General features: G+C 67.3%; 19 protein-coding genes and 1 pseudogene. 13 read left to right on the top strand and 7 right to left on the bottom strand.

Annotation, left to right across the window (positions count from 1 at the left end):
• From MTR65_RS13155 to MTR65_RS13145, 3 genes are all read right to left on the bottom strand, one after another.
• Entirely contained in the window at nt 1-1,491 is a 1,491-nt protein-coding gene (locus tag MTR65_RS13155) for a class I adenylate-forming enzyme family protein (protein ID WP_243800927.1), read from the bottom strand.
• Between the two features lie 19 nt (nt 1,492-1,510).
• The gene (locus MTR65_RS13150; protein WP_243800926.1) at nt 1,511-1,798 is read right to left on the bottom strand and encodes a hypothetical protein; all 288 of its coding nucleotides are present in this window, start codon (nt 1,796-1,798) and stop codon (nt 1,511-1,513) included.
• 66 nt (nt 1,799-1,864) lie between these two features.
• Nucleotides 1,865-3,094 carry a CaiB/BaiF CoA transferase family protein gene (locus MTR65_RS13145; protein ID WP_243800924.1) on the bottom strand — a complete coding sequence of 410 codons (1,230 nt, stop codon included), beginning with the start codon at nt 3,092-3,094 and terminating at the stop codon, nt 1,865-1,867.
• A gap of 215 nt (nt 3,095-3,309) precedes the next feature.
• Between MTR65_RS13145 and MTR65_RS13140 the strand changes: the two genes are divergently transcribed.
• Both MTR65_RS13140 and MTR65_RS13135 read left to right on the top strand, forming a co-directional pair.
• Nucleotides 3,310-4,104: an SDR family oxidoreductase gene (locus MTR65_RS13140; protein ID WP_243801110.1), complete on the top strand. Its 795-nt coding sequence runs from the start codon at nt 3,310-3,312 to the stop codon at nt 4,102-4,104.
• A 251-nt stretch (nt 4,105-4,355) separates the two neighbouring features.
• Nucleotides 4,356-4,700, top strand: a complete 345-nt coding sequence (locus MTR65_RS13135) for a hypothetical protein (RefSeq protein ID WP_243800921.1) — start codon at nt 4,356-4,358, stop codon at nt 4,698-4,700.
• Nucleotides 4,701-4,862: 162 nt separating this feature from the next.
• Here the strand turns inward: MTR65_RS13135 and MTR65_RS13130 are convergent, their stop codons facing one another.
• Nucleotides 4,863-5,378 carry a MarR family winged helix-turn-helix transcriptional regulator gene (locus MTR65_RS13130; RefSeq protein WP_243800918.1) on the bottom strand — a complete coding sequence of 172 codons (516 nt, stop codon included), beginning with the start codon at nt 5,376-5,378 and terminating at the stop codon, nt 4,863-4,865.
• Entirely contained in the window at nt 5,375-6,631 is a 1,257-nt protein-coding gene (locus MTR65_RS13125) for an acetyl-CoA C-acetyltransferase (protein WP_243800916.1), read from the bottom strand. Before MTR65_RS13125 ends, MTR65_RS13130 begins: the two co-directional genes overlap by 4 nt.
• 250 nt (nt 6,632-6,881) lie before the next feature.
• On the opposite strand from MTR65_RS13125, the gene MTR65_RS13120 reads away from it, so the two are divergent.
• From MTR65_RS13120 to MTR65_RS13080, 9 genes are all read left to right on the top strand, one after another.
• On the top strand, nt 6,882-8,594 hold the full coding sequence (locus MTR65_RS13120) for an MFS transporter (protein WP_243800914.1): 1,713 nt from the start codon (nt 6,882-6,884) through the stop codon (nt 8,592-8,594).
• Between the two features lie 90 nt (nt 8,595-8,684).
• Nucleotides 8,685-9,854, top strand: a complete 1,170-nt coding sequence (locus tag MTR65_RS13115) for a cytochrome P450 (RefSeq protein WP_243800909.1) — start codon at nt 8,685-8,687, stop codon at nt 9,852-9,854.
• Nucleotides 9,855-10,003: 149 nt separating this feature from the next.
• Nucleotides 10,004-12,226 (top strand): TonB-dependent receptor, encoded by a 2,223-nt coding sequence (locus MTR65_RS13110; RefSeq protein ID WP_243800906.1) that lies wholly within the window; start codon nt 10,004-10,006, stop codon nt 12,224-12,226.
• A 5-nt stretch (nt 12,227-12,231) separates the two neighbouring features.
• A complete protein-coding gene (locus MTR65_RS13105) occupies nt 12,232-13,626 on the top strand; it encodes a spinster family MFS transporter (protein WP_243800903.1) in 1,395 nt (464 codons plus the stop codon).
• On the top strand, nt 13,626-14,282 hold the full coding sequence (locus MTR65_RS13100; protein ID WP_243800900.1) for a carboxymuconolactone decarboxylase family protein: 657 nt from the start codon (nt 13,626-13,628) through the stop codon (nt 14,280-14,282). The genes MTR65_RS13105 and MTR65_RS13100 overlap by 1 nt, the downstream gene beginning before the upstream one ends.
• 139 nt (nt 14,283-14,421) lie before the next feature.
• Nucleotides 14,422-14,652 (top strand): biotin/lipoyl-containing protein, encoded by a 231-nt coding sequence (locus tag MTR65_RS13095; protein WP_148627270.1) that lies wholly within the window; start codon nt 14,422-14,424, stop codon nt 14,650-14,652.
• Nucleotides 14,653-14,662: 10 nt separating this feature from the next.
• Nucleotides 14,663-15,790, top strand: coding sequence for a Gfo/Idh/MocA family protein (locus MTR65_RS13090; RefSeq protein WP_243800899.1), 1,128 nt, complete (start codon nt 14,663-14,665; stop codon nt 15,788-15,790).
• Between the two features lie 130 nt (nt 15,791-15,920).
• The gene (locus MTR65_RS13085) at nt 15,921-16,916 is read left to right on the top strand and encodes a thiamine pyrophosphate-dependent dehydrogenase E1 component subunit alpha (RefSeq protein ID WP_243800898.1); all 996 of its coding nucleotides are present in this window, start codon (nt 15,921-15,923) and stop codon (nt 16,914-16,916) included.
• On the top strand, nt 16,913-17,932 hold the full coding sequence (locus MTR65_RS13080) for an alpha-ketoacid dehydrogenase subunit beta (protein WP_243800897.1): 1,020 nt from the start codon (nt 16,913-16,915) through the stop codon (nt 17,930-17,932). Before MTR65_RS13085 ends, MTR65_RS13080 begins: the two co-directional genes overlap by 4 nt.
• 119 nt (nt 17,933-18,051) lie before the next feature.
• Here MTR65_RS13080 and MTR65_RS13075 read toward each other — a convergent pair whose 3' ends face one another.
• Together MTR65_RS13075 and MTR65_RS13070 are read right to left on the bottom strand one after the other, a co-directional pair.
• Nucleotides 18,052-19,026 carry an acyl-CoA dehydrogenase family protein gene (locus MTR65_RS13075; protein WP_243800896.1) on the bottom strand — a complete coding sequence of 325 codons (975 nt, stop codon included), beginning with the start codon at nt 19,024-19,026 and terminating at the stop codon, nt 18,052-18,054.
• Complete coding sequence (locus tag MTR65_RS13070; RefSeq protein WP_268739432.1) at nt 19,023-20,207, bottom strand: acyl-CoA dehydrogenase family protein; 1,185 nt, start codon at nt 20,205-20,207, stop codon at nt 19,023-19,025. Before MTR65_RS13070 ends, MTR65_RS13075 begins: the two co-directional genes overlap by 4 nt.
• Before the next feature lie 104 nt (nt 20,208-20,311).
• Here MTR65_RS13070 and MTR65_RS13065 point away from each other — a divergent pair, with 104 nt between their 5' ends.
• A complete protein-coding gene (locus tag MTR65_RS13065) occupies nt 20,312-21,457 on the top strand; it encodes an acyl-CoA dehydrogenase family protein (protein ID WP_243800891.1) in 1,146 nt (381 codons plus the stop codon).
• Nucleotides 21,457-21,990: pseudogene (locus MTR65_RS13060) on the top strand (acyl-CoA dehydrogenase family protein); the annotation flags it as partial. The gene MTR65_RS13065 and the pseudogene MTR65_RS13060, both read left to right, overlap by 1 nt.

Raw genomic sequence — 21,990 nt, 5'->3', positions numbered from 1 at the left:
TCACGCGCCGAACCAGCCCTTCACCTCGCGGCGCAGGAGCTTGCCCATCTCGTTGTAGGGGAGGGTCTCGACCACCAGCGTGCGCTCGGGCACGCGGCTGGAGCGCAAGCGGGCGCGCACCAGCTGGCACAGCTCGTCATGCGGCGGGCAGTCGCAATCGGGCGCAGTGACGATGGCGATCCCGACCGCTTCGCCCCATTCCAGGCTGGGCACGCCGGTTGCGCAGGCATCCGCAATCGCGGGGTGGGTGAGCAGGACGTCCTCGATCTCGCCGGGTGAGATGTTCTCACCGCCGCGCACGATCACATCGTCCGCGCGGCCCGAGAGGAAGAGATAGCCCTCCTCGTCGAGGTAGCCCGCATCACGTGTCGGGAACCAGCCATCGGCGGTCAGCGCGGAGCGTTCCTTGTACTCGCCCGAAACCTGTTCGCCGCGCACGAAGATCTCGCCCGCCTGGTTGGGGCCCAGAACCGTGCCGTCCTCGTCGCGGATCTCCAGCTCGATAGTGGGAAGCGGCCGACCGACCGAGGCGAGCCGGGCGCGCACCCTGGGATCGCCGGAGGCTTTTGCCGCGCGGTGGTCTTCGGGGCCAAGCAGCGCGATGGTCGAACTCGTCTCGGTGAGGCCGTAGGCGTTGGTGAACGCGGTTTCGGGAAAGAGATCGAGGGCGTCCTCGATGAGTTCGCGTGGCATCTTGCCTCCCCCATAGGAGAGGGCGCGCAGCGAGGACACATCGCCCGGCGTGCCCGCGCGGATGGCTTCGACGACGCGGGCCAGCATGGTCGGCACGACGAAGGCGTGGGTGACCTTCTCCTTCGCCACCAGATCGAGCCAGCCCTCGGGGGTGAAGGCGGGCAGGAGCACGATCCGGCACTGCGCGTAGATCGAGGTGAGCAGCGCGGCAATCCCGGCAATGTGGTAGGGCGGGACGGTGACGAGGCGGGCCATGTCTTCCTCGGCCGAGCCGAATTCGACGGTGCCGATCACGTAACTCGACAGGTTGGTGTGGCGCAGGATCGCGGCCTTGGGCGCTCCGGTCGTGCCGCTGGTGAAAAGCTGGACAGCAACGCCCAGGCCCGGATCGGCCTCTTCCAGGGGCGGTGCCGCGCGGGCACTTGTCACGAAATCCGCGCGTTCCAGCAGGGTATTGGCGGGGTCTTCGCAAAGCGTCCCGGCCCGCGCGGCATCGCCCACCAGCAGGCAGGGCGTGATCCGGGTGAGCAGCGCGGCAAGGTCGGGATCGGCCAAGCGATAGTTGAGCGGTACGTAGGGCACGCCCGCCAGGGCCGCGCCGAACAGCGCGAGCACGGCGGCCTCGCTCGATTCGTCGAGCAGGGCGACGTACTCCGCGCCCGACTGGCGGATCGTGCTCGCCGCGCCTTGTGCGGCAGCAAAGAGCTCGGCGTAAGTGAAGCGTGCGCCATCGCACACCAGCGCGGTGCGTTCGGGGGCGGCCTGTGCGGCCATCTCGAGGAAGAGGGCGATGTTCATCGCGCGGGGGGCCTTTCGTTCAGTCCGAGGCCGGGAGGGGCTTCGCATCCTTGGTGACGAGCGGGGTGCCGTCGACCGCGAGCGAGCCCTTGCCCGGTTTTACGCAAAGCAGCTCGAAGGTGGCCTCGGCATCGACGTAGCGCTTGCCGATGAGCGTGCCATTGGCGTGGTCGGCCGCAGGCTCGCCCGAACTCTGCTTGTCTTCGGCCATGGGGGCGCCGCCGCACTCGATGGTGCCTTGTCCGGCACGGATGACCATCACTTCGGTATCGCAGGTCGCGCTTCTGAGGCGGGTTCCGGGTTTCATGGCTCGTTCCTGTCGTGCTTGCTGCGCAAGGCCGCTGGCGGCCCGGCGTCGGGGTGGGGGCGGAGATCAGGCGATGGCGCCTGTCGCCTTCAACTGTTCGATGCGGTCCCATTCCAGGCCCAGTTCCATCAGCACCAGTTCGGTGTGCTCGCTGGGTTGGGGGGAGCGCGTGGTGGTGATTGCCTCGTGGTCCCATTCGACCGGGCTGCGCGAGAGCTTGAGCGGCTTGTCGCTGCCGTCGGCGGCCTCCACTTCGAGGATGTGGTCGTTGGCCTGGACCTGTTCCTCTTCGGCAAGTTCGAGAAGGTTGAGGATCGGCGCCCATTGGCCCTTCATCGTGCGCAGGTGTTCGCGCCAGTAGGCAAAGGGCTGCGCGGCGAAGGCTTCGACGAGGATCGCGCTCGCTGCCGCAGCGTTCGTGATGAGGCTCAAGGGATCGGCAAAACGCGGGTCCTGTGCCGCCTCGGGGCGGCCAACGTGGGCGAAGGTATCCTCGATCAATCCGGTCGGGCTCACCATGCACAAGTTGATCGTGCGCCCGTCGCTCGTGCGGAAATTGCCCATGAAGGGATTGCGCGCGTTGCCGCCGGAACTGGGCATCGGGTTGCGGGTGATAATCCCGGTTTCGAGGGCCTGGGCCATGTTGGCGCCCGCCGCCCAGGTCGCGGTCGAAAGCAACGAGACGTCGAGCTCCTTGGCTTCGCCCGTGCGTTCGCGGTGGAACAGCGCGGCCGAGATGCCGCCTGCGATGAACATGCCCCCGATCGAATCGCCGAAGGCCTGGATGCCCTGGCTGAGCGGCCCGTCCATCTCGGTAGGCGTCATGCAATCGGCAATGCCGCTGCGGCTCCAGAAGGCGGTGCCATCGAAGCCGCCCAGTTCGCGCTCGGGGCCCTTGTCACCCCAGGCGCTGCCGCGCGCGTAGATGATGTTGGGGTTGGCCCGGCGGATGTGCTCGACATCGAAGTTGTACTTGCGGCGGTGCTTGGGAAGGTAGTTCGTCAGGAACACGTCGCAGTGCTTTGCCAGTTCGTAGAGCACTTCCTGCCCCTCGGGAGTAGTGAAGTCGACGCCGACCGAGCGCTTGCCGCGGTTGGGATGCTCGAACAGGGTGTGGCGCTGCGGGTCGAGGGTCACGCCGCCCATGTTGAGGAAGCCGCGCTGCGTATCGCCGCGCACCGGGTGCTCGATCTTGATGACATCGGCCCCCCAGTCGGCAAGGACGGCCCCTGCCGCGGGGACGAACGTGAACTGTGCCACCTCGAGCACTCTCACACCTTCCATGACTCTCGCCATCTGCACGTCTCCCCGTTTCTGTCTTGGCATCAGGGATAAGGCGGCGGCGGCGCAGCGTCACCCTTTCGGGGGGCTGCGAGGCGCGATCATCGCTCCAACGATAGCGCAGGCTAGCACGCGCGCCGTGGCGATATCCCGCGGCTCCGGTGGATTTCGTGCGGTGGGCCTCGCAAGCAGGACGGCAAAGGCAACATCCGGACGTGGGAGAGCAGCAGATGGAACTGGGCAGCGCGACAAGTGCGATCGTGACGGGCGGCGCTTCGGGGCTTGGCCGGGCAAGCGCGGAGGCGCTCGCGGCCAAGGGCGTGAAGGTAGCGATCTTCGACCTCAACGAAGAGGCGGGCGCTGAAGTCGCCGCGTCCATCGGGGGAACCTTCCACAAGGTCGACATCCTCGACGAGGACAGCGTGGAGGCGGGCTTCGCCGCCGCGCGCGCTGCGCACGGGCAGGAGCGTGTGCTGGTCCACTGCGCAATGGTCGCCAAGGGCGGCAAGACGGTGAGCCGGGACAAGGAAACCGGCGCCTGGAAGCGTCTCAGCACCGAGGATTATGCCTTTTCGGCCGAGGGTATCCTGGTTGCGAGCTACCGCGTCGCCTCGATTGCGGCGCTGGGCATGGCAGCAAGCGACCCGCTTGGCGAGGACGGCGAGCGCGGCGCGATCATCCTCACCTCCAGTGCCGCTGCGCAGGACGGCCAGATCGGCCAGGTCGCCTATGGCTCTCTCAAGGCGGGGGTGAACGGGCTTGTCCTGCCCATGGCGCGCGATCTCATGGATCTGGGGATCCGGGTCAATTCGATCATGCCGGGCATCTTCGCGACGCCTCCGATGCTGCGCTTCAAGGACTTCAACGCCAAGATGTGGGACGCGCTCAACGCGTCTGTTCCCTTCCCCAAGCGGCTGGGCCGCCCTGAGGAATTTGCCAGTCTCGTCGTCGAGATTGCCGGGAACAGCTACCTCAACGCGCAAGCATTTCGCATCGACGGCGCGATCCGGATGCCGCCGCGCTGACCTGTCCAGGGAGGCTCAGATGTGTGATTTCTGACTGTATTTCAGAATATTGGCCCCTGCTTGCTCGATATCGGAACTGCGACAGCAAACCTTGTTTGCGAAAATTGCATTCGCAGTTGCACAAAGAAATACTAAGCTAGGTTGACATTTTGCCCCACTTTATACTAACCTTGCTTAGCATTTCGGGGTAAGGCCCCAGACAGATTCCAAATCCCAACGCGGACCAGCAGGTCCAAACCAAAGTGAGGCCCATGATGAACACCAAGATGCTCGCATCGCTCTGCGCCGCCGCTGCGTTCCTGCCGCTCAGCGCGCAGGCCGCCACGTCCCAGGAAGAGGCCACCACCAGCGCCGCCGCAATCGTGCAGGTCGCCCAGGGCACGCAGGCCCAGACTCCGGCGGTCGAGGCGCGCAAGGGCTCGATGATCTACAGCGACGGCAAGCGTATCGGCCAGGTCTTCCGTGTGCGTGAGAACGGCGATGCGCAGGTCGTCATCAATGGTCAGAGCCACATCGTTCCTGCCGAGACGCTGATCGAGAAGGACGGAAAGCTCGCCACCACGCTCAGCCGCTCGCAGGTCGTGTCCGGCCGCTAAGCGTCTTCTCCCGTGGGGCCTTGCTGACGCCCCCGAGGATCCGCACAGGCGGATATGGGCTGCCGATCCTTCGGCAGCCCCTTTTTCGTGCCGATAGGTGCGCCGTCAGTCCGGGGAGCCCGAGGGCGATGGTTCTTTGGAACGGCTCCTCTTTCGAACTTGCTACTGGACGTTCCCGAGGTTCGCCGAGATCGCCTCGAGCGTGGCATTGATCTGCCGCAGTTGCTCGTCGGAGAGGCCGGCAAAGGTCGCCTCTTCGCTGAGCGTTGCGACATCGCTCAGCGTGCCGGTCAGTTCCTGGCCCTTGGGCGTCAGGTAGATGGCGTGGGCGCGGCGGTCGTCGTGCTTGCGTTGGCGTTCGACCATGCCCTCGGCGATCAGCCGGTCGACCAGACGGCCGGCGGAGACTTCCGAGATTTCCAGCGTCTCGGCGATGACCCGCTGTGTGGCGCCGGGTCGTGAGGAGACGACGGCAATGACCGTCCATTGCGAGCGGGTGACGCCCAGTTCGGCAATTGCCTCGTCGAAGTGCTTGCGCATGAGCCGCGAGACGATCGCCATCTTGAGCGCCACGTCGCGCTTGAGCGTGTCGGGCGCGGCCTTGCGGCCGTCCGTCCCGGACGTATCCGGAAGGCCCGGGCAGGTGGCCGAGGCCGCGTGGGGCAGCGGGCCGCTCACACCCTTTCGATGATGATCGCGGGGGCCATGCCGCCAGCCGCGCACATCGTGACGAGGGCGTAGCGCCCGCCGGTGCGTTCCAGTTCGTCGAGCGCGGTGCCGAGGAGGACCGCGCCCGTTGCCCCGATGGGGTGGCCCAGCGCGATGGCGCCGCCATTGGGGTTCACCTTCTCGCGGGCAAGGCCAAGATCGCGGATGAACTTCTCGACGACGACCGCGAAGGCCTCGTTCACTTCCCACACGTCGATGTCGTCCGGGGTGAGCCCGGCGCGGGCGAGCGCCTTGCGCGCGGCGGGGACCGGCCCGTTCAGCATGAGCGTGGGGTCATCGCCGATGTTGATGGCGGTTACCACGCGGGCTCGCGGGGTGAGGCCGTGCGCCTTGGCGTATCCGGGCGAGGTGAGGAGCAGCGCGGCGGCCCCGTCGACCACGCCCGAGGATGTGCCGACATGGTGGACCGGCGCGAACTCGAGATCGGGATAGCGCCTGCGGATCTGGCCGGCAAAACTGGTGCCCTCGCGCGTCGCGGGCAGATCGTAGAACATGGCAAAGGCGGGTTTCAGCTCGGCGAGGCCCTCGGCGGTGGTCTGGGGGCGGGGATATTCCTCGTGGTCAAGCAGGACCTTTCCGTCTGCGTCGGTCACGAGGGCGAGCGAGCCCTCGAAGCGCCCTTGTGCGATGGCCTGTGCCGCGCGGCGCTGGCTTTCGAGCCCGAAGGCGTCGAGCTCGGCGCGCGAGATCCCTTCCATCGCGGCAATGGCATCGGCGGCCACGCCTTGGTTGGTCTGGGGGTGGCGGGCATCGAGCGAGGGGTTGTTGGTGCCAAGCCCCCCGGCAATGTGCACCTTCTTCTCGCGCAGCATCGTGCCGTAGTCGACGACATGGCTCATCATCTCGCTGCCCCCGGCAACCACGCAGTCTTCGAGGCCCGCCATGATCTGCCCTGCCGCCAGGCTGGTGGCGGTAAGGCCCGAGGCGCAGAAGCGGTCGAGCGTGACGCCGCTGACCGTCACGTCGTAGCCCGCATCAAGCGCGGCCATGCGGCCAAGGTCGCCGCCCTGCAGGCCCATCTGCGCGCTGGTGCCCCAGATCACGTCGTCGATGGTCGCGGTGTCGAGGCCGTTGCGCGCGCGGATCGCGGCGAGCACCGTGCGGGCGATGTGCTGGGGGTGCAGGCCCGAATAGGCGCCCTTGCCAGTCTTCCCGATGGCGCGCGGCGTGCGCACCGCGTCGATGATGTAGGCCTCGGCCATGCAAGCTCTCCCCTGGCAATTGGCGGTCCCCGCCACGCGCTGTTCCGCTGGACGGACTGTGGGCGCGTGCATCTTGGTCTGGCACCGCAGGCGGGATAGGCCAAGGCTCGGGCGCGTGTGCGGGGCATATCTCCGCCCGGGCGATGGCGCGTCGAATATGACTGGACCTGTCCGGCACGGGGCCGGATCATCGCGGGATGAAACGAGAATGCGCACCAGGGATGGGCGAGCTGGAAATGGGGCAGGGGTAATGGCTGAGGACGCGAAGGACGGGCAGGAGACAGCGCCCGAGACCGTGTCAGGTACCGTGCGCGAATCTGAAGCGCCGCCCGGGACCTTCGCGCCGCTGGCCGTGGCGCCCTTCCGGCGCATCTGGTCGAGCAGCGTGTGCTCCAATCTCGGGCACCAGATCCTGGGCGTGGCCGCGGCCTGGGAAATGACCCGCCTCACCGATTCGCCAGCCATGGTGGCCGGGGTGCAGACCGCGCTCATGTTGCCGCTCATGCTGGTGGCGCTGCCCGCAGGCGCACTGGCGGACATGTTCGACAGGCGCATCGTGGCCATGTGCGGTCTGGCCTTCGCGTGCCTTGGCGGCAGCGTCATGGCGCTGTGCGGGCTTATGGGACTGGTCACGCCCTGGCTCATGCTGGGCCTCATCTTCGCAATCGGCTCGGGCGTGGCGCTCTTCGGACCGGCCTGGCAGGCCTCGATCAGCGAGTTGGTCCCGCCCCGCCTGCTGCCTCCTGCGGTCGCGCTGGGATCGGTCAGCTTCAACCTGGCCCGCTCGGTTGGCCCCGCCATCGGTGGTTTTCTGGTGCTGGCCGCCGGCGCGCACGTCGCCTTCGGGGCCAATGCGCTGGGGTACATTCCTTTCCTCCTCGCCTTCTATTTCTGGAAGCGCGAGCAGCCCGCCTCGCGCCTGCCACCTGAAAGCCTGGGGCGTGCGCTCGTCTCGGGCATGCGCTTCGCGCTGCACGCAGGCGGGGTGCGCAACGCCATCGTGCGCGTCTTCCTCTTCGGCTTCTGCGTGGCGACAGCCTCTGCGCTCGCGCCGCTGATCGCGCGCGACCAGCTCGCGGGCGACGCGGCGTCCTATGGCGTTCTTCTGGGCGCGGGCGGTGTCGGTGCGATCCTGGGCTCGCTCTCGACCGCGACCCTGCGCGCGCGGCTGGGGCCTGAACTCGCCATCCGGATCGGCACGCTGGTGACCGCGGGTGCGCTTGTCGGCATTGCCTATAGCCGCTCGATCTGGGTCGCGGCACCATGCTTCCTGCTTCAGGGCATGGGGACGATGATGGTGCTCGCGATGCTCAACGTGGCTGTCCAGCTTTCGGCGCCGCGCTGGGTGACGGCGCGCGCGCTCTCGCTCTATTCCTCGGCGGTCACGGGGGGCATCGCGCTGGGCTCGATCGGCTGGGGCGCAATCAGCAACGGGCTCGGCCTCCAGACAACGGTGCTGGTTTCGGGCCTGGCGCTGGCGGCGACGGTGGCGCTGGGCTTCGTCCTACCCATGGCGCACGAGGGCGAGGACCGCCGCGCACCGGTGTCGCTGGGCAAGAGCCCCGAGGTGGCGCTGGGGCTGACCGCGCGCTCCGGGCCGGTCGAGATCGAGATCGACTATCGGGTGGAGCCGGCCAATGCGCGCGAGTTCTTCCGCCTGATGCAGGAGGTGGGCAAGGCGCGGCGGCGCAACGGCGGGTTCGCCTGGTCGCTGGCGCGCGATATCGCGGACACGCAGTTGTGGATCGAGCGCTACGAATGCCCGACCTGGGGCGATTATCTGCACATGCGCAACCGCTTCACCCAGGCCGACCTCGATCTCCAGGAAAAGGTGGAGACTTTCAATACGCTGCGCGATGGCTCGCGGCTGCGTCGGCGGTTGATGCGGCCCTTCGGATCGGTGCGTTGGCGTGCCGATGTGCCCGATCCCGGCCCCGATCAGCCCCGCCCCTTCAGCTACTGAGGCGCGCCTCGTAGCTTCCCCGATCTTGACGGGCCTTCGTCTCGATATGATACTTTGCGCATCATAAAAAGAGAGCGAGGAGAGGGGACGATGGAGGCACAGGCTCTTGCAGACCATCGCAAGTCGGCCGCCGTGGCGCAGGAGGGGTTTCGTCTCGACGCCAAGGCGCGGCGGCTGGCGAGCTTGCGCGAATCGCGCGCGGCGCTGCGCAGCGCCGGCCTGCTTCAGGACGGTCCGGGATCGGAGGATGTGGCCGGGGGTAACCCCGAGCACGTCCCTGTCTTCTATCTCGACGGGCCCGCGCACGCGCAGCGCCGTGCGGCCATCGCCCGCTTCTTCACGCCCAAGGCGATCCAGACCCGCTACCGCACGATCATGGAGGAGACGACCGCGCGCCTGCTCGATGATCTGCGCGCGACCGGCTCGGCCCGGCTCGACCGCATCGCCTTTGAGCTGACGGTGGCGGTGGCCGCGAACATCGTCGGCCTGACCGAGACCTCGCCCAGCCAGATGGCGCCGCGCCTCCAGTGCCTGCTGCGCACCGCATTCAGTCCGGCGACGGGACTGGGCAAGCTGCGCGACCGGATCATCCGCAGCGTCTATGGCGTCTGGTTCTACCACGCCGATGTGCGCCCGGCCGTGGCGCGGCGGCGGGCCGAGCCGGGCGACGACATCATCTCGCAGTGCCTCGCCAAGGGCTATTCCGACAAGGCCATCCTGATCGAGTGCATGACCTATGCGACCGCGGGCATGGTCACGACGCGCGAATTCATCGTCATGGTGGCCTGGCACCTGTTCGACAATCCCGAACTGCGCGCCCAGTTCCTCGAAGGCGACGAGGACGCGCAGATGGCGATCCTCCTCGAAATCCTGCGGCTCGAACCGATTGCCTCGGTGCTCTACCGCCGCGCGGGCGAAGGCCTGTGCGACCAGGCGCTGGGTGAGGTTCCGGGCGGCGAGCGGCTCGCGATCGACCTTCGCGCGGTCCATGGCGATGCGCAGTCGGTGGGTGCCTGCCCCCATGCGATCGATGCCGAGCGCGCGCGGCGCGAAGGGCAGAAGGCCGAATTCCTGAGCTTCGGCGATGGGCCACACCACTGTCCCGGCTGGCAGGTGGCGCTCCATGAGACCCGGACCTTCATCGATCAGCTGCTGCGCGTGCCCGGGATTGAGCTGGCCCGTGCGCCCGACATCATCTGGAATGCACAGCTGATGAGTTACGAACTGCGTGATGCCCAGCTCACCTGCAGTCGGGCGTGATCGTAGGGCGTGATCGCGGGAGCGAACTTTGCCCTTTCCTTGTGACAGGCCACGGGGGGCGCTCTAACCTCGCGTCCTGAGAGAGTGCATGGACGTGAAGGCGCCTGCAGCGCGCCTGTCATGAGCCGTGCCCGAAAGGGGAGAAGGGTGTGAGGACCCGAAGGGCTTTTCTTGCAACGGCACCATGCCTGCCGCTCGCGCTGGCCGCCGCGCCTGTCGCGGCGCAGGACAGGGCAGCCGGGGACACCATCCCTCAGGGCGAGAGCATTCAGGCCGAGCGGGTCATCGTCGTGACCGCGCAGCGCCGCGCCGAGGCGCAAGTCGACGTGCCGATCTCGATCACCGCGCTCGATGCCGGGATGCTGGAAACCGCGAATGTGCGTGAGCTTTCGGGCATCCAGAGCATGGTCCCCGCGCTGCGCTTTGATCGTCAGAGCCAGTTCGTCCAGCCCACCATCCGCGGCGTCGGGACCAGCATCACCACTTCGGGCGGGGGCTCGAATGTCGGGATCTATGTCGACGGCTTCTATTCGCCCAACCCGGCCGAGGCCGACTTCGACCTGCTCAAGGTGCGCAGTGTGCAGGTCCTGAAAGGCCCGCAAGGGACGCTCTTCGGCCGGAACACCACGGGCGGGGCGATCCTGGTCGAGACCGCCGATCCCAGTGTCGATCCGGCGATGGAATTTCGCGCCTCGCTTGCCAGCTTCGAGGCGATCCGCGCGCAAGGTTACGTCACGACAGGGCTGACCGACCGCCTCGCGCTCGACCTCGAAGTCAACTACGCGACCGGCAAGGCTTTCCAGCGCAACATGGCAAGCGGGGAGCGCGACCGGCGTTACCGCAACTGGCAGGTGCGCACGGGGCTGAAACTCGATCTGGGGGATGTCACTGCCAAGCTGCGTTACCAGCATGTGGAGACAGACGATCCGCGCCCGCTGCTCTACAACATCTTCGTCGACGATGTGCTGGGGGTCGGTGCGCCCAGCTTTGCGCCGCCCTCCACCTACACCACCGATCCCGACTTCTACGCGCCGGGGCCGGATCGCAGTTTCATCACAACCAACAACGACATCGTGCAGTTGACGCTCGAGGCAGACCTGGGCTTTGCCGATCTCGCCTCCTTCACCCAGTACCGCGACCAGGACGTCGATGCCTCGCTCGATCTCGACAAGACCGCGCTGACGATCTTCCAGTACGGCCTGCCGGTCTTCAACCGCACCTTCACGCAGGAATTCCTGCTGACCTCCAAGCCTGGCCCGGCGCTGCAATATACCGCGGGGCTGTTCTACCTGTTCAATTCGGACCGCTACAAGACGTACGCGGACAACGCCGTGCCGCTTGGCTTTGTCCGAGTGCGCCTGGGCGGCTCGGACGCGCCCACGCGCAGCTACGCGGCCTTCGTCGACCTCACATATGAAGTCACGCCCAGCCTCTTCGTGACAGGCGGCCTGCGCTATGCCCACGACACGATCACCAACGCGTTCTACAACGTAGGGGAGGAGGCCTTCGATGTTGCGGACGTGAAAAGCGACCGCTTCACCCCGCGCCTCGTGGTGCGTTACAAGCCGAGCGATACGACCAGCATCTACGCCTCCTACGCGCGCGGCTACAAGGCGGCGATCCTCGATGTCGGCGGCTCGTGCCAGAACCCGCCCGACTTCGTGTGCAACGATGTCTCGCCCGAGAACATCGATGCCTTCGAGATCGGCTTCAAGACCGAGAGCGAGCTGCTCAGCTTCGAGGCGGCGGCCTTCTACTACGACTACCGCAACCTGCAGGTCTCGCTCTTCACCGATGGCCGGGCCGAGATCATCAACGCCGCCAAGGCCGAGGTCTACGGCGCGGAAGCCGCGCTGGCGCTGCGGCTGGGCGGCGGGTTCTCGATCACCGCGGGAGGCGCCTATGTCCATGGCCGCTACACCGACTTCCCGGGCGCCCCGGTCTACATGCCCTGCGCCGATTTCGGGCCGGATGTTGCGGCCTCGTGCGCGGGCAGCGGTGTGTCCTATCTCAATGTGCCGGTCGATCTGAAGAACGTCGACATGCAGCGTACGCCCGAGTTCACCGGCAATCTTGGCGCGCGCTGGGACGTGAGACTGGCCGGCGGCGAACTCGCGCTGTCGGGCAACTTCTACTACACGTCCTCGTTCTTCTTCGGCCCGTCGGGCACCCAGTTCCAGGGCGGTGACTACGAGACCCTCGCGCTGCGCGCGCAGTGGGACGACCCTGAAAGCCGCTTCTTCCTCGCCGTCTTCGGCGACAACGTGACCGACAGCCGCTACGTCAATCAGGTCCAGTACAACAACTTCGGTTTCGGCGCGACCTGGAGCCAGCCACGCACCTGGGGTGTCGAGATCGGCTACAGGTACTGAGGCGCGTGCTGACCGAAACCTCCATCGCCGAGGGCGAGGGTGCGACCGGAGAGGGGGCCGGTCCAACTGCCGCGCCGCCCGAACTTCCGGGCATGGCCTACCGCGCCTATGTCCTCGCTCTCCTGACGCTGATTTCGGCGCTGAGCGCGGTGGACCGGCAGATCCTCGACATCCTGGTCGAGCCGATCCGCGCCGATTTCGGCCTTTCCGACGGCCAGCTCGGGGCGCTCAACGGCATCGCTTATGCCGGTGTCTACGCGCTTGCCGTGATTCCGCTCGCGCGGCTGGCGGATCGCTATCCGCGCAAGGTGGTGATTGCGGCGGGCATCGTCATCTGGAGCCTGGCCACGACCGCCTCCAGCCTTGCCCGCAATTTCACCCATCTGTTTGTTGCGCGCATGGGCGTGGGATTGGGCGAGGGGGGGCTCAGTTCCCCCGGCCCCGCGCTCCTGTCCGATCTCTTCCCGCGCCACCAGCGCGGCACGGTGACCTCGATCTACATGACAGGCCCCGCGATCGGGATGGGCCTTGCCTATGCGATTGGTGGCTACGTGGTGGCCGGCTATGGCTGGCGCGCGGCATTCCTGGTTGCCGGGCTTCCCGGCCTGGTGCTGGCCGCGCTGTTCTATCTCACCGTGCGCAATGTTCCCAAGGGGCTGGCGGACGGGCTGCGCGCCGATCCTCCGCAGCCGGGGCTGGGGCGGACGCTCAAGGCTATCGCGGCCCTGCGCACGATCCTCTGGATGATCGTGGCGCTCGCCTGCCTCGCGCTCATGGTCAACGGGCTGCTGCGCTGGATTCCGGCCTATCTCACCCGCACGCAGGGGCTCGCGCCGGTCGAGTTCGGCGCCTGGCTGGGCGCGGCGGTGGGTACGGGCAGTTTCGTTGGCCACCTTGTCGGCGGGCCGCTCGCCGATTGGGTGGGGCGCCGCGATCCGCGCCGCCAGATGGGGATCGGTATCGCCGCCAGTCTGGGCGCCGCGCTCACCATCGTCGTGCTCTTCAACGCGCCTTCGATGGCCGTCTTCTATGGCCTTGCGGGCTTTCTCTCCTTTACCGGCGGGATCTTCGCGGCCCCGCTCATCATGGTCTGCACCACGCTGCCGCCCGTCTGGGCCCGCGCGACGACGGCGGCGATGACGCTGATGGCGGTCTACCTCGTGGGCTACGGTTTCGGACCGGCGCTGCTGGGCGTCCTCAGCGATGCGCTTGCCCCGTCCTTTGGAGAGGATGCGCTGCGCATTGCGCTCCTCTCCAGCACGGTCCTGGCGCTTCCCGCCACCTTCAGCTTCGCCATGGCCGCACGCCACTACCGCGCGGACCTTGCCGAGAGCGAACGCCAGCTCGCCCGCGATGCCGGGCGGCCCGACATCCCCCATCCCGACAGGGAGACCCCGTGATGACGACACCGCCCCGCCGCCTGCCCAATCTGCCCCGCGAAGAGTGGAGCGATCCTGCGCGCGAGGTCTTCGCCTTCTGGGGCGAGCCCAACGCGCGTGAGGAAGGCTCGCGCACCAACATCATGATGGTGCTGGCCAACCATCCGGACATGGCCATGCCCTACAACCATTGGGCAAAGCACCTCCTGATGACCAACACGCTGCCCACGCGCGCGCTCGAACTTCTGATCCTGCGTGTCGCCTGGCGGGTGAAGAGCGCCTACGAATGGCACAACCATGTCGGCTATGGCCTCAACGCCGGGCTCACCATTGAGGATATCGCCGCGATCCGCGACTATCCCGAAGGCGCGGTGCGCTGGGTCGAGGCGGACCGGCTGGTGCTCGATGCGGTCGATGATCTGATGGAGAGGCACATCGTTTCGGAGGCGACCTGGGAGGGCCTCGCGCGCCATTACGACCGGCGCCAGATGATGGATCTGGTCATGTCCATTGGCCACTACGTGATGACGAGCTGGGCCCTGTCCTCCTTCGGCGTGCCGATAGAGGGCGATGTCGATCCCATCGGTTTCGATCTCAAGACCGCTTCGGGGGACGGGCCGACCCGTACCTTCAAGCCGGGCGAGGTCGACGATTGGGCAACGCGCAACCAGGCCTGAGCCTGCATCCCCGGCCCGCGCGCCATCGCCGGGCCGATAGAATGGCGGGCAGGCAAACGCGCAATTGCAGCCGGTCGGGCGCGGGGTCAGAACAGATCCCGACATTACTTCACGAACATGAGGGCGGAGGCAGAGCAGCATGGCGACCGAGATCATCTTTCCCAAGATCGGCTTCTCGATGACCGAGGGGCAGATCGCGGAGTGGACCTTTGGCGAGGGCGAGGAAGTGACCGAGGGCGAGTGCCTGTTCCTGCTCGAAGCCGACAAGTCCACCAACGAGGTGGAGGCCCCGGCGTCGGGCATCCTGCGCATCACCGTGCCCGAGGGCGAGACGGTCCAGGTCGGCACCATCGTCGGCACCATCGAGTAAGGCGCAGCCGATGACGCTCAAGGTCGGTATCGTCGGCGCTGCCTGGGGCGGCATGGCCCATCTTCCCGCCTGGCGCGCGGTGCCCGGCGTCGAGGTGACCGCGATCTGCACCTCGCGCGAGGAGACGGCTCGCGCGGCCGCGCAGAAGCTGGGGGTGGAGCGCGCCTTCTGGGACGCCCACGCAATGTGCCGCGATCCCGATATCGACATCGTCGACCTGGGCACCCGGCCCAATTTCCGCCAGCCCTGGCTCGAGACCGCGCTCGCCCATGGCAAGCACGTCTACAACGCCTCGCCCCACGCGCCGGGATGGGAGGGCGCCAAGGCCATCGACGCGGCCTGGCAGGCCTCGGGCGCGGTGGGCGTCGTCGATGCCTTCATCGAATACGTGCCCGCGGTGCGCCGCCAGATCGAACTGGTGCACGAAGGTTATATCGGCACGCCCATCGGCGGGACCTGCCATCTCAACATTTCGCTGTTCAACCGCGCCTCGAAGCAGTTTCCCTACAACTGGTTCGCGCGCAGCGATGCGGGCGTTTCGGGCCTGCGCAACAATGGCAGCCACGCGCTCTACCCGCTTCTGGCCATGCTGGGGCCGGTCGAAGAGGTCGTGGCCGATGATCGCCAGGTCCTCTCCGAATGGGTCTACGAGGACGGCGAGAGGGTTACCCCGGAGACGACCGACACCGGCAACGCGCTGCTGCGCTTTGCGAACGGGCCGATCGTGCAGCTCCAGGCGGGCTGGGCGATGACGATGCACGATGGCTGGCTGCTCGACATCTACGGAACACACGGGCGACTGGTGACGCGCGCGCCGACCTTTCCGAGCGCGCAGGACTGCACGCTCTGGGGCCTGAGGGCGCAGGACAAGCCCAACCCGCACGCGCCGACTGACCTGAGTGCGCTCGACATTCCCGAGGCCTACCGGGTGGACCCGGACTTGGCCATTGATGCCAGTTTCCCGATCCCCCCCTGCTTCCCGATGGCGCTGGCCATGCAGCGCATGGTCGCGGCAATCGCAGGCAAGGGCACCGCCGCGCCCGACTTCGCCCGTGCGCTGGAGGTCGAGCGCTGTCAGGAAGCGATGTCCCGCGCCCAGGCGGAAAGGCGCTGGATCGCACTGTCCGAGGTTGTCTGAATACGTTTCGTTTACAGCTACTTGTTCGGGGTGTTCCCGAGATATCGCCGTGGCGCAGCGGCTCTCGTTGACCTTGCCCGCGTGGCCCCTGACAGTTCCCCTCGACGCCTGAAGCGAGCGAGGTTTTCCCATGACCCAACCCAGTAACGCCCCCCAGCCGGATTCCGCCGCGCTGACCGACATCTTCCGCCGGATGCTGCGGATCGAGCGCAACGACAACGCGATCCTCTCCACCATCCGCAAGGGGCGCCTGCAGATGCCCTACTACTCCGCGCGCGGGCAGGAGGTGATCCCGGCAACGATCTCCCACTTCCTCACCGACGAGGACCAGATCTGCACGATCTACCGCGGCATCCAGGACATGGTGGCCAAGGACATGCCGCTCAAGCCCCTCTGGGCCGAGATCGCGGGCCGCGTCGATGGCACCTGCAAGGGCAAGGGCGGCCCGATGCACCTCACGCATCCGCCGACGGGCGTGATGGTGACGACGGGCGTCGTGGGCTCCTCGATGCCGATTGCCAATGGCCTTGCCTGGGCGGCCAAGCTCGACGGTTCGCGGCGCGTGGTCATTGCCTATTTCGGCGATGGCGCCTCCAATATCGGGGCCTTTCACGAGTCGCTGAATCTGGCCTCGCTCTGGAAGCTGCCGGTCATCTTCGTGTGCCCCAACAACGGCTTTGCCGAACACACCCGCTTCGAGAACGGCACTTCGGTCGACCAGATCTCCAAGCGCGCGATCGGCTACGGCATGCCCGGCTTCACCGTCGACGGGAATGACCCCTGGGAGATGTACGCGCAGGTCTCCACTGCGATTGCGCGCGCGCGCGACGGAGAGGGGCCAACCCTGCTCGAATGCACGACCTTCCGTTTCCTCGGGCACGTCCTTGGCGATGATAACAAGTACATGAACGAGGGCGAACTGGCCGCCGCAAAAGAGAAGGACCCGCTGCCTCTGTTCCGCCAGCGCCTGCTCGACGAAGGGCACGTCGACGAGGCGACGCTTGCCGCGATGCAGGAGAAGATCGAGGCCGAGGTGGCCGAGGCCCGTGACTTCGGCCTCGCCAGCGAACTGCCCCCGGTGGACGAGATCCGCCGCGATGTCTTTGCCCAGGAGATGATGGCATGAGCACGACGACAACCAGCGCGGTTAAGCCCGCCGGCACGAGCAAGATGAACAGCCTCCAGGCCGTGAACGCGGCGTTGCACCAGGCCATGGCCGCCGACGACAAGGTCCTTGTGCTTGGTGAGGACATTGCGGATCCTGAAGGCGGCGGCGTGACCGGCGCGACGGCGGGCCTTTCAACGAAGTTCGGGGGCGAGCGCGTGCGCTCCACCCCGATCTCGGAGCAGGCCATCATCGGGGCGGCCATCGGCGCCGCGCTTGCCGGGTACAAACCGGTGGCCGAGATCATGCTGATGAATTTCACCACGGTCGCGATGGACATGATCTTCAACCACGCGGCCAAGCTGCGTTTCATGTCGGGCGGGCAGACCTCGGTGCCGATCACCATTCGCACGCTGACCGGCGCCGGCTGGCAGACCGCGGGCCAGCACGCCGATCACCTCGAAGGCTGGTACGCCCACGCGGCCGGGATCAAGGTCGTCGCGCCGTCCAACCCGGTCGACTACAAGGGCCTGCTGCTTTCGTGCATCGATGATCCGGACCCGTGCATCTTCATCGAGAGCGCGGGCTCGCTGTTCGTGCCCGCCGAAGTGCCCGACGACCAGGGGCCGATCCCCCTCGGCAAGGCGCGTGTTGTGCAGGAAGGCTCGGACCTGACCATCGTCACCTGGTCGAGCCAGACCGTGCGTGCACAGATGGCGCTCCCCGCACTGGCCGAGGCGGGCCTGTCGGTCGAACTCATCGACTTGCGCACCATCTCGCCCTGGGACCGCGAAACCGTGCTCGCCTCGGTGCGCAAGACCGGGCGGCTCCTTGTCGCGCACGAGGCCGTGCGCGATTTTGGGCCCGGAGCGGAGATCGCCGCGACTGTCTCGGAAGAACTGTTCGGAGTTCTCAAGGCCCCGGTTCGCCGCCTTGGCGCGCCCAAGTGCCCGGTGCCCTTCGCCAAGGTGCTGGAAGACGCCTACATCGTTCAGCCTGACCAGATGGTGGCCGCTGCGCAGGCGCTGATGGGGTGAAGAAGAACGGTTTGATTCAAGGGGCCATCGCCCCTTGACCCCCGAATGGGCGACCTCACCAGTCTCGGCCAAGGCAGCGCGAGTAAGGTGTGGTTGCCCGTTTGGAAATCTCTTCCTGACTACCCCGCAGACGTCCGTTCCAGCACCGCATCGCCCGCGCTTTCGTTCCAGAATGCCGCGCTGCCACCCAGCGCGCGGTTCAGGAACGCGCGTTTCAGGAACAGGTGGACCGGATACTCGACGGTGAGGCCGATCCCGCCGTGGAACTGCACCGCCTCTTCGGCGACCTGCTTGTAGACCTCGCAGCAGTGGGCCTTCATCGCGCCGAGCGCGAGGGGAGCGGCTTCGCTACTGGCCTCGTAAAGCGCGGTTGCGGTTTCCAGCGCGACCTTGAGGTCGGCGGCGCGGTGCTTGAGGGCCTGGAACATCGCGAGCGGCCGGTCGAACTGGCGGCGGGTGCCGAGGTACTCGATCGCCATGGCCAGGACGGCGTCGGCTCCGCCCAGCGCATCGCCTGCAAGGCCAAGGCACAAAAGACCGTCAAGCCGTTCGGTCAGGGCCGCGGCCTCGACACCCGCCGCCAGCGGGATGCGCGGGGCATCGGGCGCCGGTGCGACGGTGAACAGGCGGCGCGAGCCATCCCAGGTGGGAAAGGGCGTGATCTTTGCGCCTGCAAGGTCGGCCAGGGTCACCTCGTCGGCGCTGCGCACAAGGATCCGGTCTGCCGTATCGGCATCGGGAACCGCGGTAAGGCCGTCTCCGGCGATGGTGAGTGAGGCCGTGATCGCTGCGCCCGCCATGGCGTTTTCCAGAAGCTCTGCACGTCCGGGAAAGTCCGGGGCCTGGACCAGGGCCTCAAGCGCGAGGAACTGGGCGAGAGCCGGGCCGGGCATGCGCGCGCGGCCCATCTCGGTGAATATCACGGCGAGGTCGCGGCGTTCGAGGCCAAGGCCGCCCAGTGCTTCGGGCACGCCAGCCATGAACCAGCCCAGCTCGGCCATCTGCGCCCAGGAGCCTTCGGCATCCTGCGCGGCCTGCCAGTCGGGAAAGACCTTGCGGGCGCTGTCCTCCAGTTCGCGGCGCATCTCGCTCATTGTCCCGCCTCCAGCACCCAGTTCTTCGGCTCGCGGGGCATGCCCAGCATGTGTTCGGCAATGATGTTGCGCTGCACTTCGTCGCTTCCTCCCGCGATGGTCCAGGCATAGCTGTTCATGAAATCGGCCATCCAGTTGCCGCTGTTGAGATCGCCGAAGGTGATCGGCGCCTGCATCTGTCCGGCGAGGTCCGCCAGTTCGACGCCAAGGTTCGTCCAGGCGCGCAGACAGCGCGAGTAGGCGAGCTTGACGATAGAGGCATCGCCCACGCGTTCGTCCTCGTCCATGCGCTTTTGCAGGAAGCGGTCGGCGAGCGCGCAGACCGCATCGACCCGCGTCGCGAGCGCGCCCAGCTTGCGCAGGACACCGGCATCGCAGGTGCGCCCGGCGGCGTGGACCGCTTCGCTCAGCCGCACCATTGCGCCGCGCATGCGGTAGGAGAGTTCCATCAGCGTCAGCCCGCGTTCGGAGGCGAGCGTGGCTTGCGCGACGGCCCAGCCTGCGCCTTCCTCACCCACGCGCTGGGAGACCGGGATCTCGACCTCGTCGAGAAAGATCTCGGCGAATTCCTCGTCCCCCTGGATCTGGTGGATCGGGCGCACGCTGACGCCGGGCAGACGCATGTCCATCAGAAGGTAGGTGAGCCCTGCCTGCTTGGGGCCATCGGCCGAGGTGCGCACCAGCAGCAGGCACATGTCGGCGTACTGCGCCATGGTCGACCAGACCTTCTGGCCCGAGACGACATAGACATCGCCGCGCCGCTCGGCCCGGCTGCGGATCGCGGCCAGATCGGACCCCGCGCCCGGCTCGGAAAAGCCCTGGCACCAGGTCTCGCCCTCGAGGATGCGCGGCAGGTAATGGCTGCGCTGCCGTGCGCTTGCACATTCGGCCAGCGTTGCAAAGGCGTGATAGGTCGACACGAAGGAGAGGAGGAGGCGCGGCGTGTCGGCGCGCGCCAGTTCTTCGTAGATGATCTTCTGTTCGGCCAGCGAGCGCCCACCACCAGGCCATTCCCTCGGCCAGTGCGGCACGGCGTAACCCGCGCCCACCAGCTTGGCGAACCAGGAGCGCTGCGAAGCGACGAAGGCTTCGTGCGTGGAGGCCGTGCGCCAGTCCCGGGGCGCTTCGCGCGCGATCCAGTCGCGGATTTCGCGTCTCAAGGCGTCGTCTTCTTGCGTCATGGAGCAAGCTAGGCCCCATTGTGCGCGCGACCTTCAAGCCCGCCGCCGCGATATCGGGCGCACGATGCTACCGCGCAGGGGTGGGGCGGGTTAGGCCCCTGTGCATGGACTTTGACTGGACGCCCGACGAGCAGGCCTTCCGCGAGCGCCTGCGCGATTTTCTCGACACGACCCTGCCGGACGACTGGGACCGCTTCTCGCAGCATGGCCCGGCCTCCCCGGACCTGACGCGTTATGCGCAGACCTTCTGCGCCGCGCTGGCCGAGGAAGACCTGCTCATCCCGCACTGGCCGGTCGAGATCGGCGGGCAGGGGCAGGACCCCTGGCACCAGACGATTCTGGCCGAGGAAATGTGGATCGCGGGCGAGCCGCGCGGCGGGCAGTACATGAACGTCAACTGGATCGGCCCCACATTGATCCGCTACGGCACACCCGAGCAACAGGCGCGCTACCTTCCGCCGATTGCGCAGGGCAAGGCGCTGTGGTGCCAAGGTTTTTCCGAACCCGGTTCCGGCTCGGACCTTGCCTCGCTGCGTACGCGCGCGGTTACCGATGGCGGGGACTACGTGGTCAACGGGCAGAAGATCTGGACCAGCTACGCCGGGCTTGCCGACACCTGCTTCCTTCTGTGCCGGACGAGCGAGGACCGCAAGCGGGGCATCACCATTCTGCTTGTGCCGATGGACACGCCCGGCATCACCGTGCGCCAGATCCCTTCGATCATCGGCGAGGGGGACATCCACGAGGTCTTCTTCGATGATATGCGCGTGCCCGCCAGCGCGCGGCTGGGCGAGGAAGGGCAGGCCTGGGAGATCATCGCCTATTCGCTGCGCAACGAGCGGCTGGGCATCCCGCGCTATGCCCTTGCGCGCAGTGCGCTCGACCGCGCCGTGTCCATCCTGCAGGAGCGGGGGGACTTCGTGCGCGAGGCGGTGCGGATCGAGGCGGCAGGCGCGGCTGCGCTGTGCGAGGCGGCCCGGCTCGCGAGCTACGCCATCGTCACCCGCCGCGCCGAGGGGGAGACCATCGGCCAGGAAAGTTCCTCGGCGCGCTATGCCACGGTCATGTGCGAGCGGCGGGTGTGCGAATTCATCGTCGAGCATCTGCCCGAAGCGCTGGCCGACGCGCACCCCTATCTCAAGATGCACCACCAGCGCGGCATCGTTGCGGGAATTGCGGCAGGCGCCGCCGAGATCCAGCTCAACATCATCGCCAGCGACGTGCTGGGCCTGCCATGGGAGGCGCGCTGATGCAGGTTGCCCTGAACGAGGACCAGCGCGCCATCCGCGACGCGCTCGATGCCCTGACCCGCCCCTTCGAGGAAGCTCCGGTGCACGAGGCGCCTCTGGTGGCCGCCAGCCCGGACTTTGCGCGGGCGCTGACTGAAAGCGGCTTTCTCGATGTCGCCTGTGATCCGGATCTGGGCACGGCGACGGCGGGCGTGGTGGTCGAGCGCCTCGCGAGGCTGCCTTTCGCGGTGGAAGCGGCGACGCGGGCTTTCTTCGCCCCGCTGCTGGATGATGTGTCCGGGCCGGTCTGCCTTGTCGAAGGCACGCGCACGCCCCGGCTCGTGCGCTTTCTGGAACCGGGGGCCTGCGTGATCGTGGTGGAGGAGCAGGGTGTCTCGTACTTCACCGCGGGCGAACAGCAGCTGCGTTGTGAGAGTGAGAGCCTCTTCGCCTACCCCATGGCGAGCCTGCTGGAAATCCCGGAAGAGCGCGCGGGGCTTGCGATCACGCCCGGCGAGGCGCGGACACGCGCGCGCGCGGCGCTGGCGGCGGAG

Source organism: Novosphingobium mangrovi, assembly GCF_022818885.1.
Lineage (GTDB): Bacteria > Pseudomonadota > Alphaproteobacteria > Sphingomonadales > Sphingomonadaceae > Novosphingobium > Novosphingobium mangrovi.
This window is presented reverse-complemented; position numbering and strand designations above follow the sequence as displayed.

Excerpts from the sequence above, each read along its gene's own strand:
- MTR65_RS13065 (WP_243800891.1), top strand. The coding sequence starts at position 20,312 with ATGGACTTTGACTGGACGCCCGACGAGCAGGCCTTCCGCGAGCGCCTG.
- MTR65_RS13125 (WP_243800916.1), bottom strand. The coding sequence starts at position 6,631 with ATGGCCGAGGCCTACATCATCGACGCGGTGCGCACGCCGCGCGCCATC.
- MTR65_RS13120 (WP_243800914.1), top strand. The coding sequence starts at position 6,882 with ATGGCTGAGGACGCGAAGGACGGGCAGGAGACAGCGCCCGAGACCGTG.
- MTR65_RS13085 (WP_243800898.1), top strand. The coding sequence starts at position 15,921 with ATGACCCAACCCAGTAACGCCCCCCAGCCGGATTCCGCCGCGCTGACC.
- MTR65_RS13115 (WP_243800909.1), top strand. The coding sequence starts at position 8,685 with ATGGAGGCACAGGCTCTTGCAGACCATCGCAAGTCGGCCGCCGTGGCG.
- MTR65_RS13140 (WP_243801110.1), top strand. The coding sequence starts at position 3,310 with ATGGAACTGGGCAGCGCGACAAGTGCGATCGTGACGGGCGGCGCTTCG.
- MTR65_RS13090 (WP_243800899.1), top strand. The coding sequence starts at position 14,663 with ATGACGCTCAAGGTCGGTATCGTCGGCGCTGCCTGGGGCGGCATGGCC.
- MTR65_RS13150 (WP_243800926.1), bottom strand. The coding sequence starts at position 1,798 with ATGAAACCCGGAACCCGCCTCAGAAGCGCGACCTGCGATACCGAAGTG.
- MTR65_RS13135 (WP_243800921.1), top strand. The coding sequence starts at position 4,356 with ATGATGAACACCAAGATGCTCGCATCGCTCTGCGCCGCCGCTGCGTTC.
- MTR65_RS13075 (WP_243800896.1), bottom strand. The coding sequence starts at position 19,026 with ATGAGCGAGATGCGCCGCGAACTGGAGGACAGCGCCCGCAAGGTCTTT.
- MTR65_RS13155 (WP_243800927.1), bottom strand. The coding sequence starts at position 1,491 with ATGAACATCGCCCTCTTCCTCGAGATGGCCGCACAGGCCGCCCCCGAA.
- MTR65_RS13070 (WP_268739432.1), bottom strand. The coding sequence starts at position 20,207 with ATGACGCAAGAAGACGACGCCTTGAGACGCGAAATCCGCGACTGGATC.
- MTR65_RS13100 (WP_243800900.1), top strand. The coding sequence starts at position 13,626 with ATGACGACACCGCCCCGCCGCCTGCCCAATCTGCCCCGCGAAGAGTGG.
- MTR65_RS13145 (WP_243800924.1), bottom strand. The coding sequence starts at position 3,094 with ATGGCGAGAGTCATGGAAGGTGTGAGAGTGCTCGAGGTGGCACAGTTC.
- MTR65_RS13095 (WP_148627270.1), top strand. The coding sequence starts at position 14,422 with ATGGCGACCGAGATCATCTTTCCCAAGATCGGCTTCTCGATGACCGAG.
- MTR65_RS13080 (WP_243800897.1), top strand. The coding sequence starts at position 16,913 with ATGAGCACGACGACAACCAGCGCGGTTAAGCCCGCCGGCACGAGCAAG.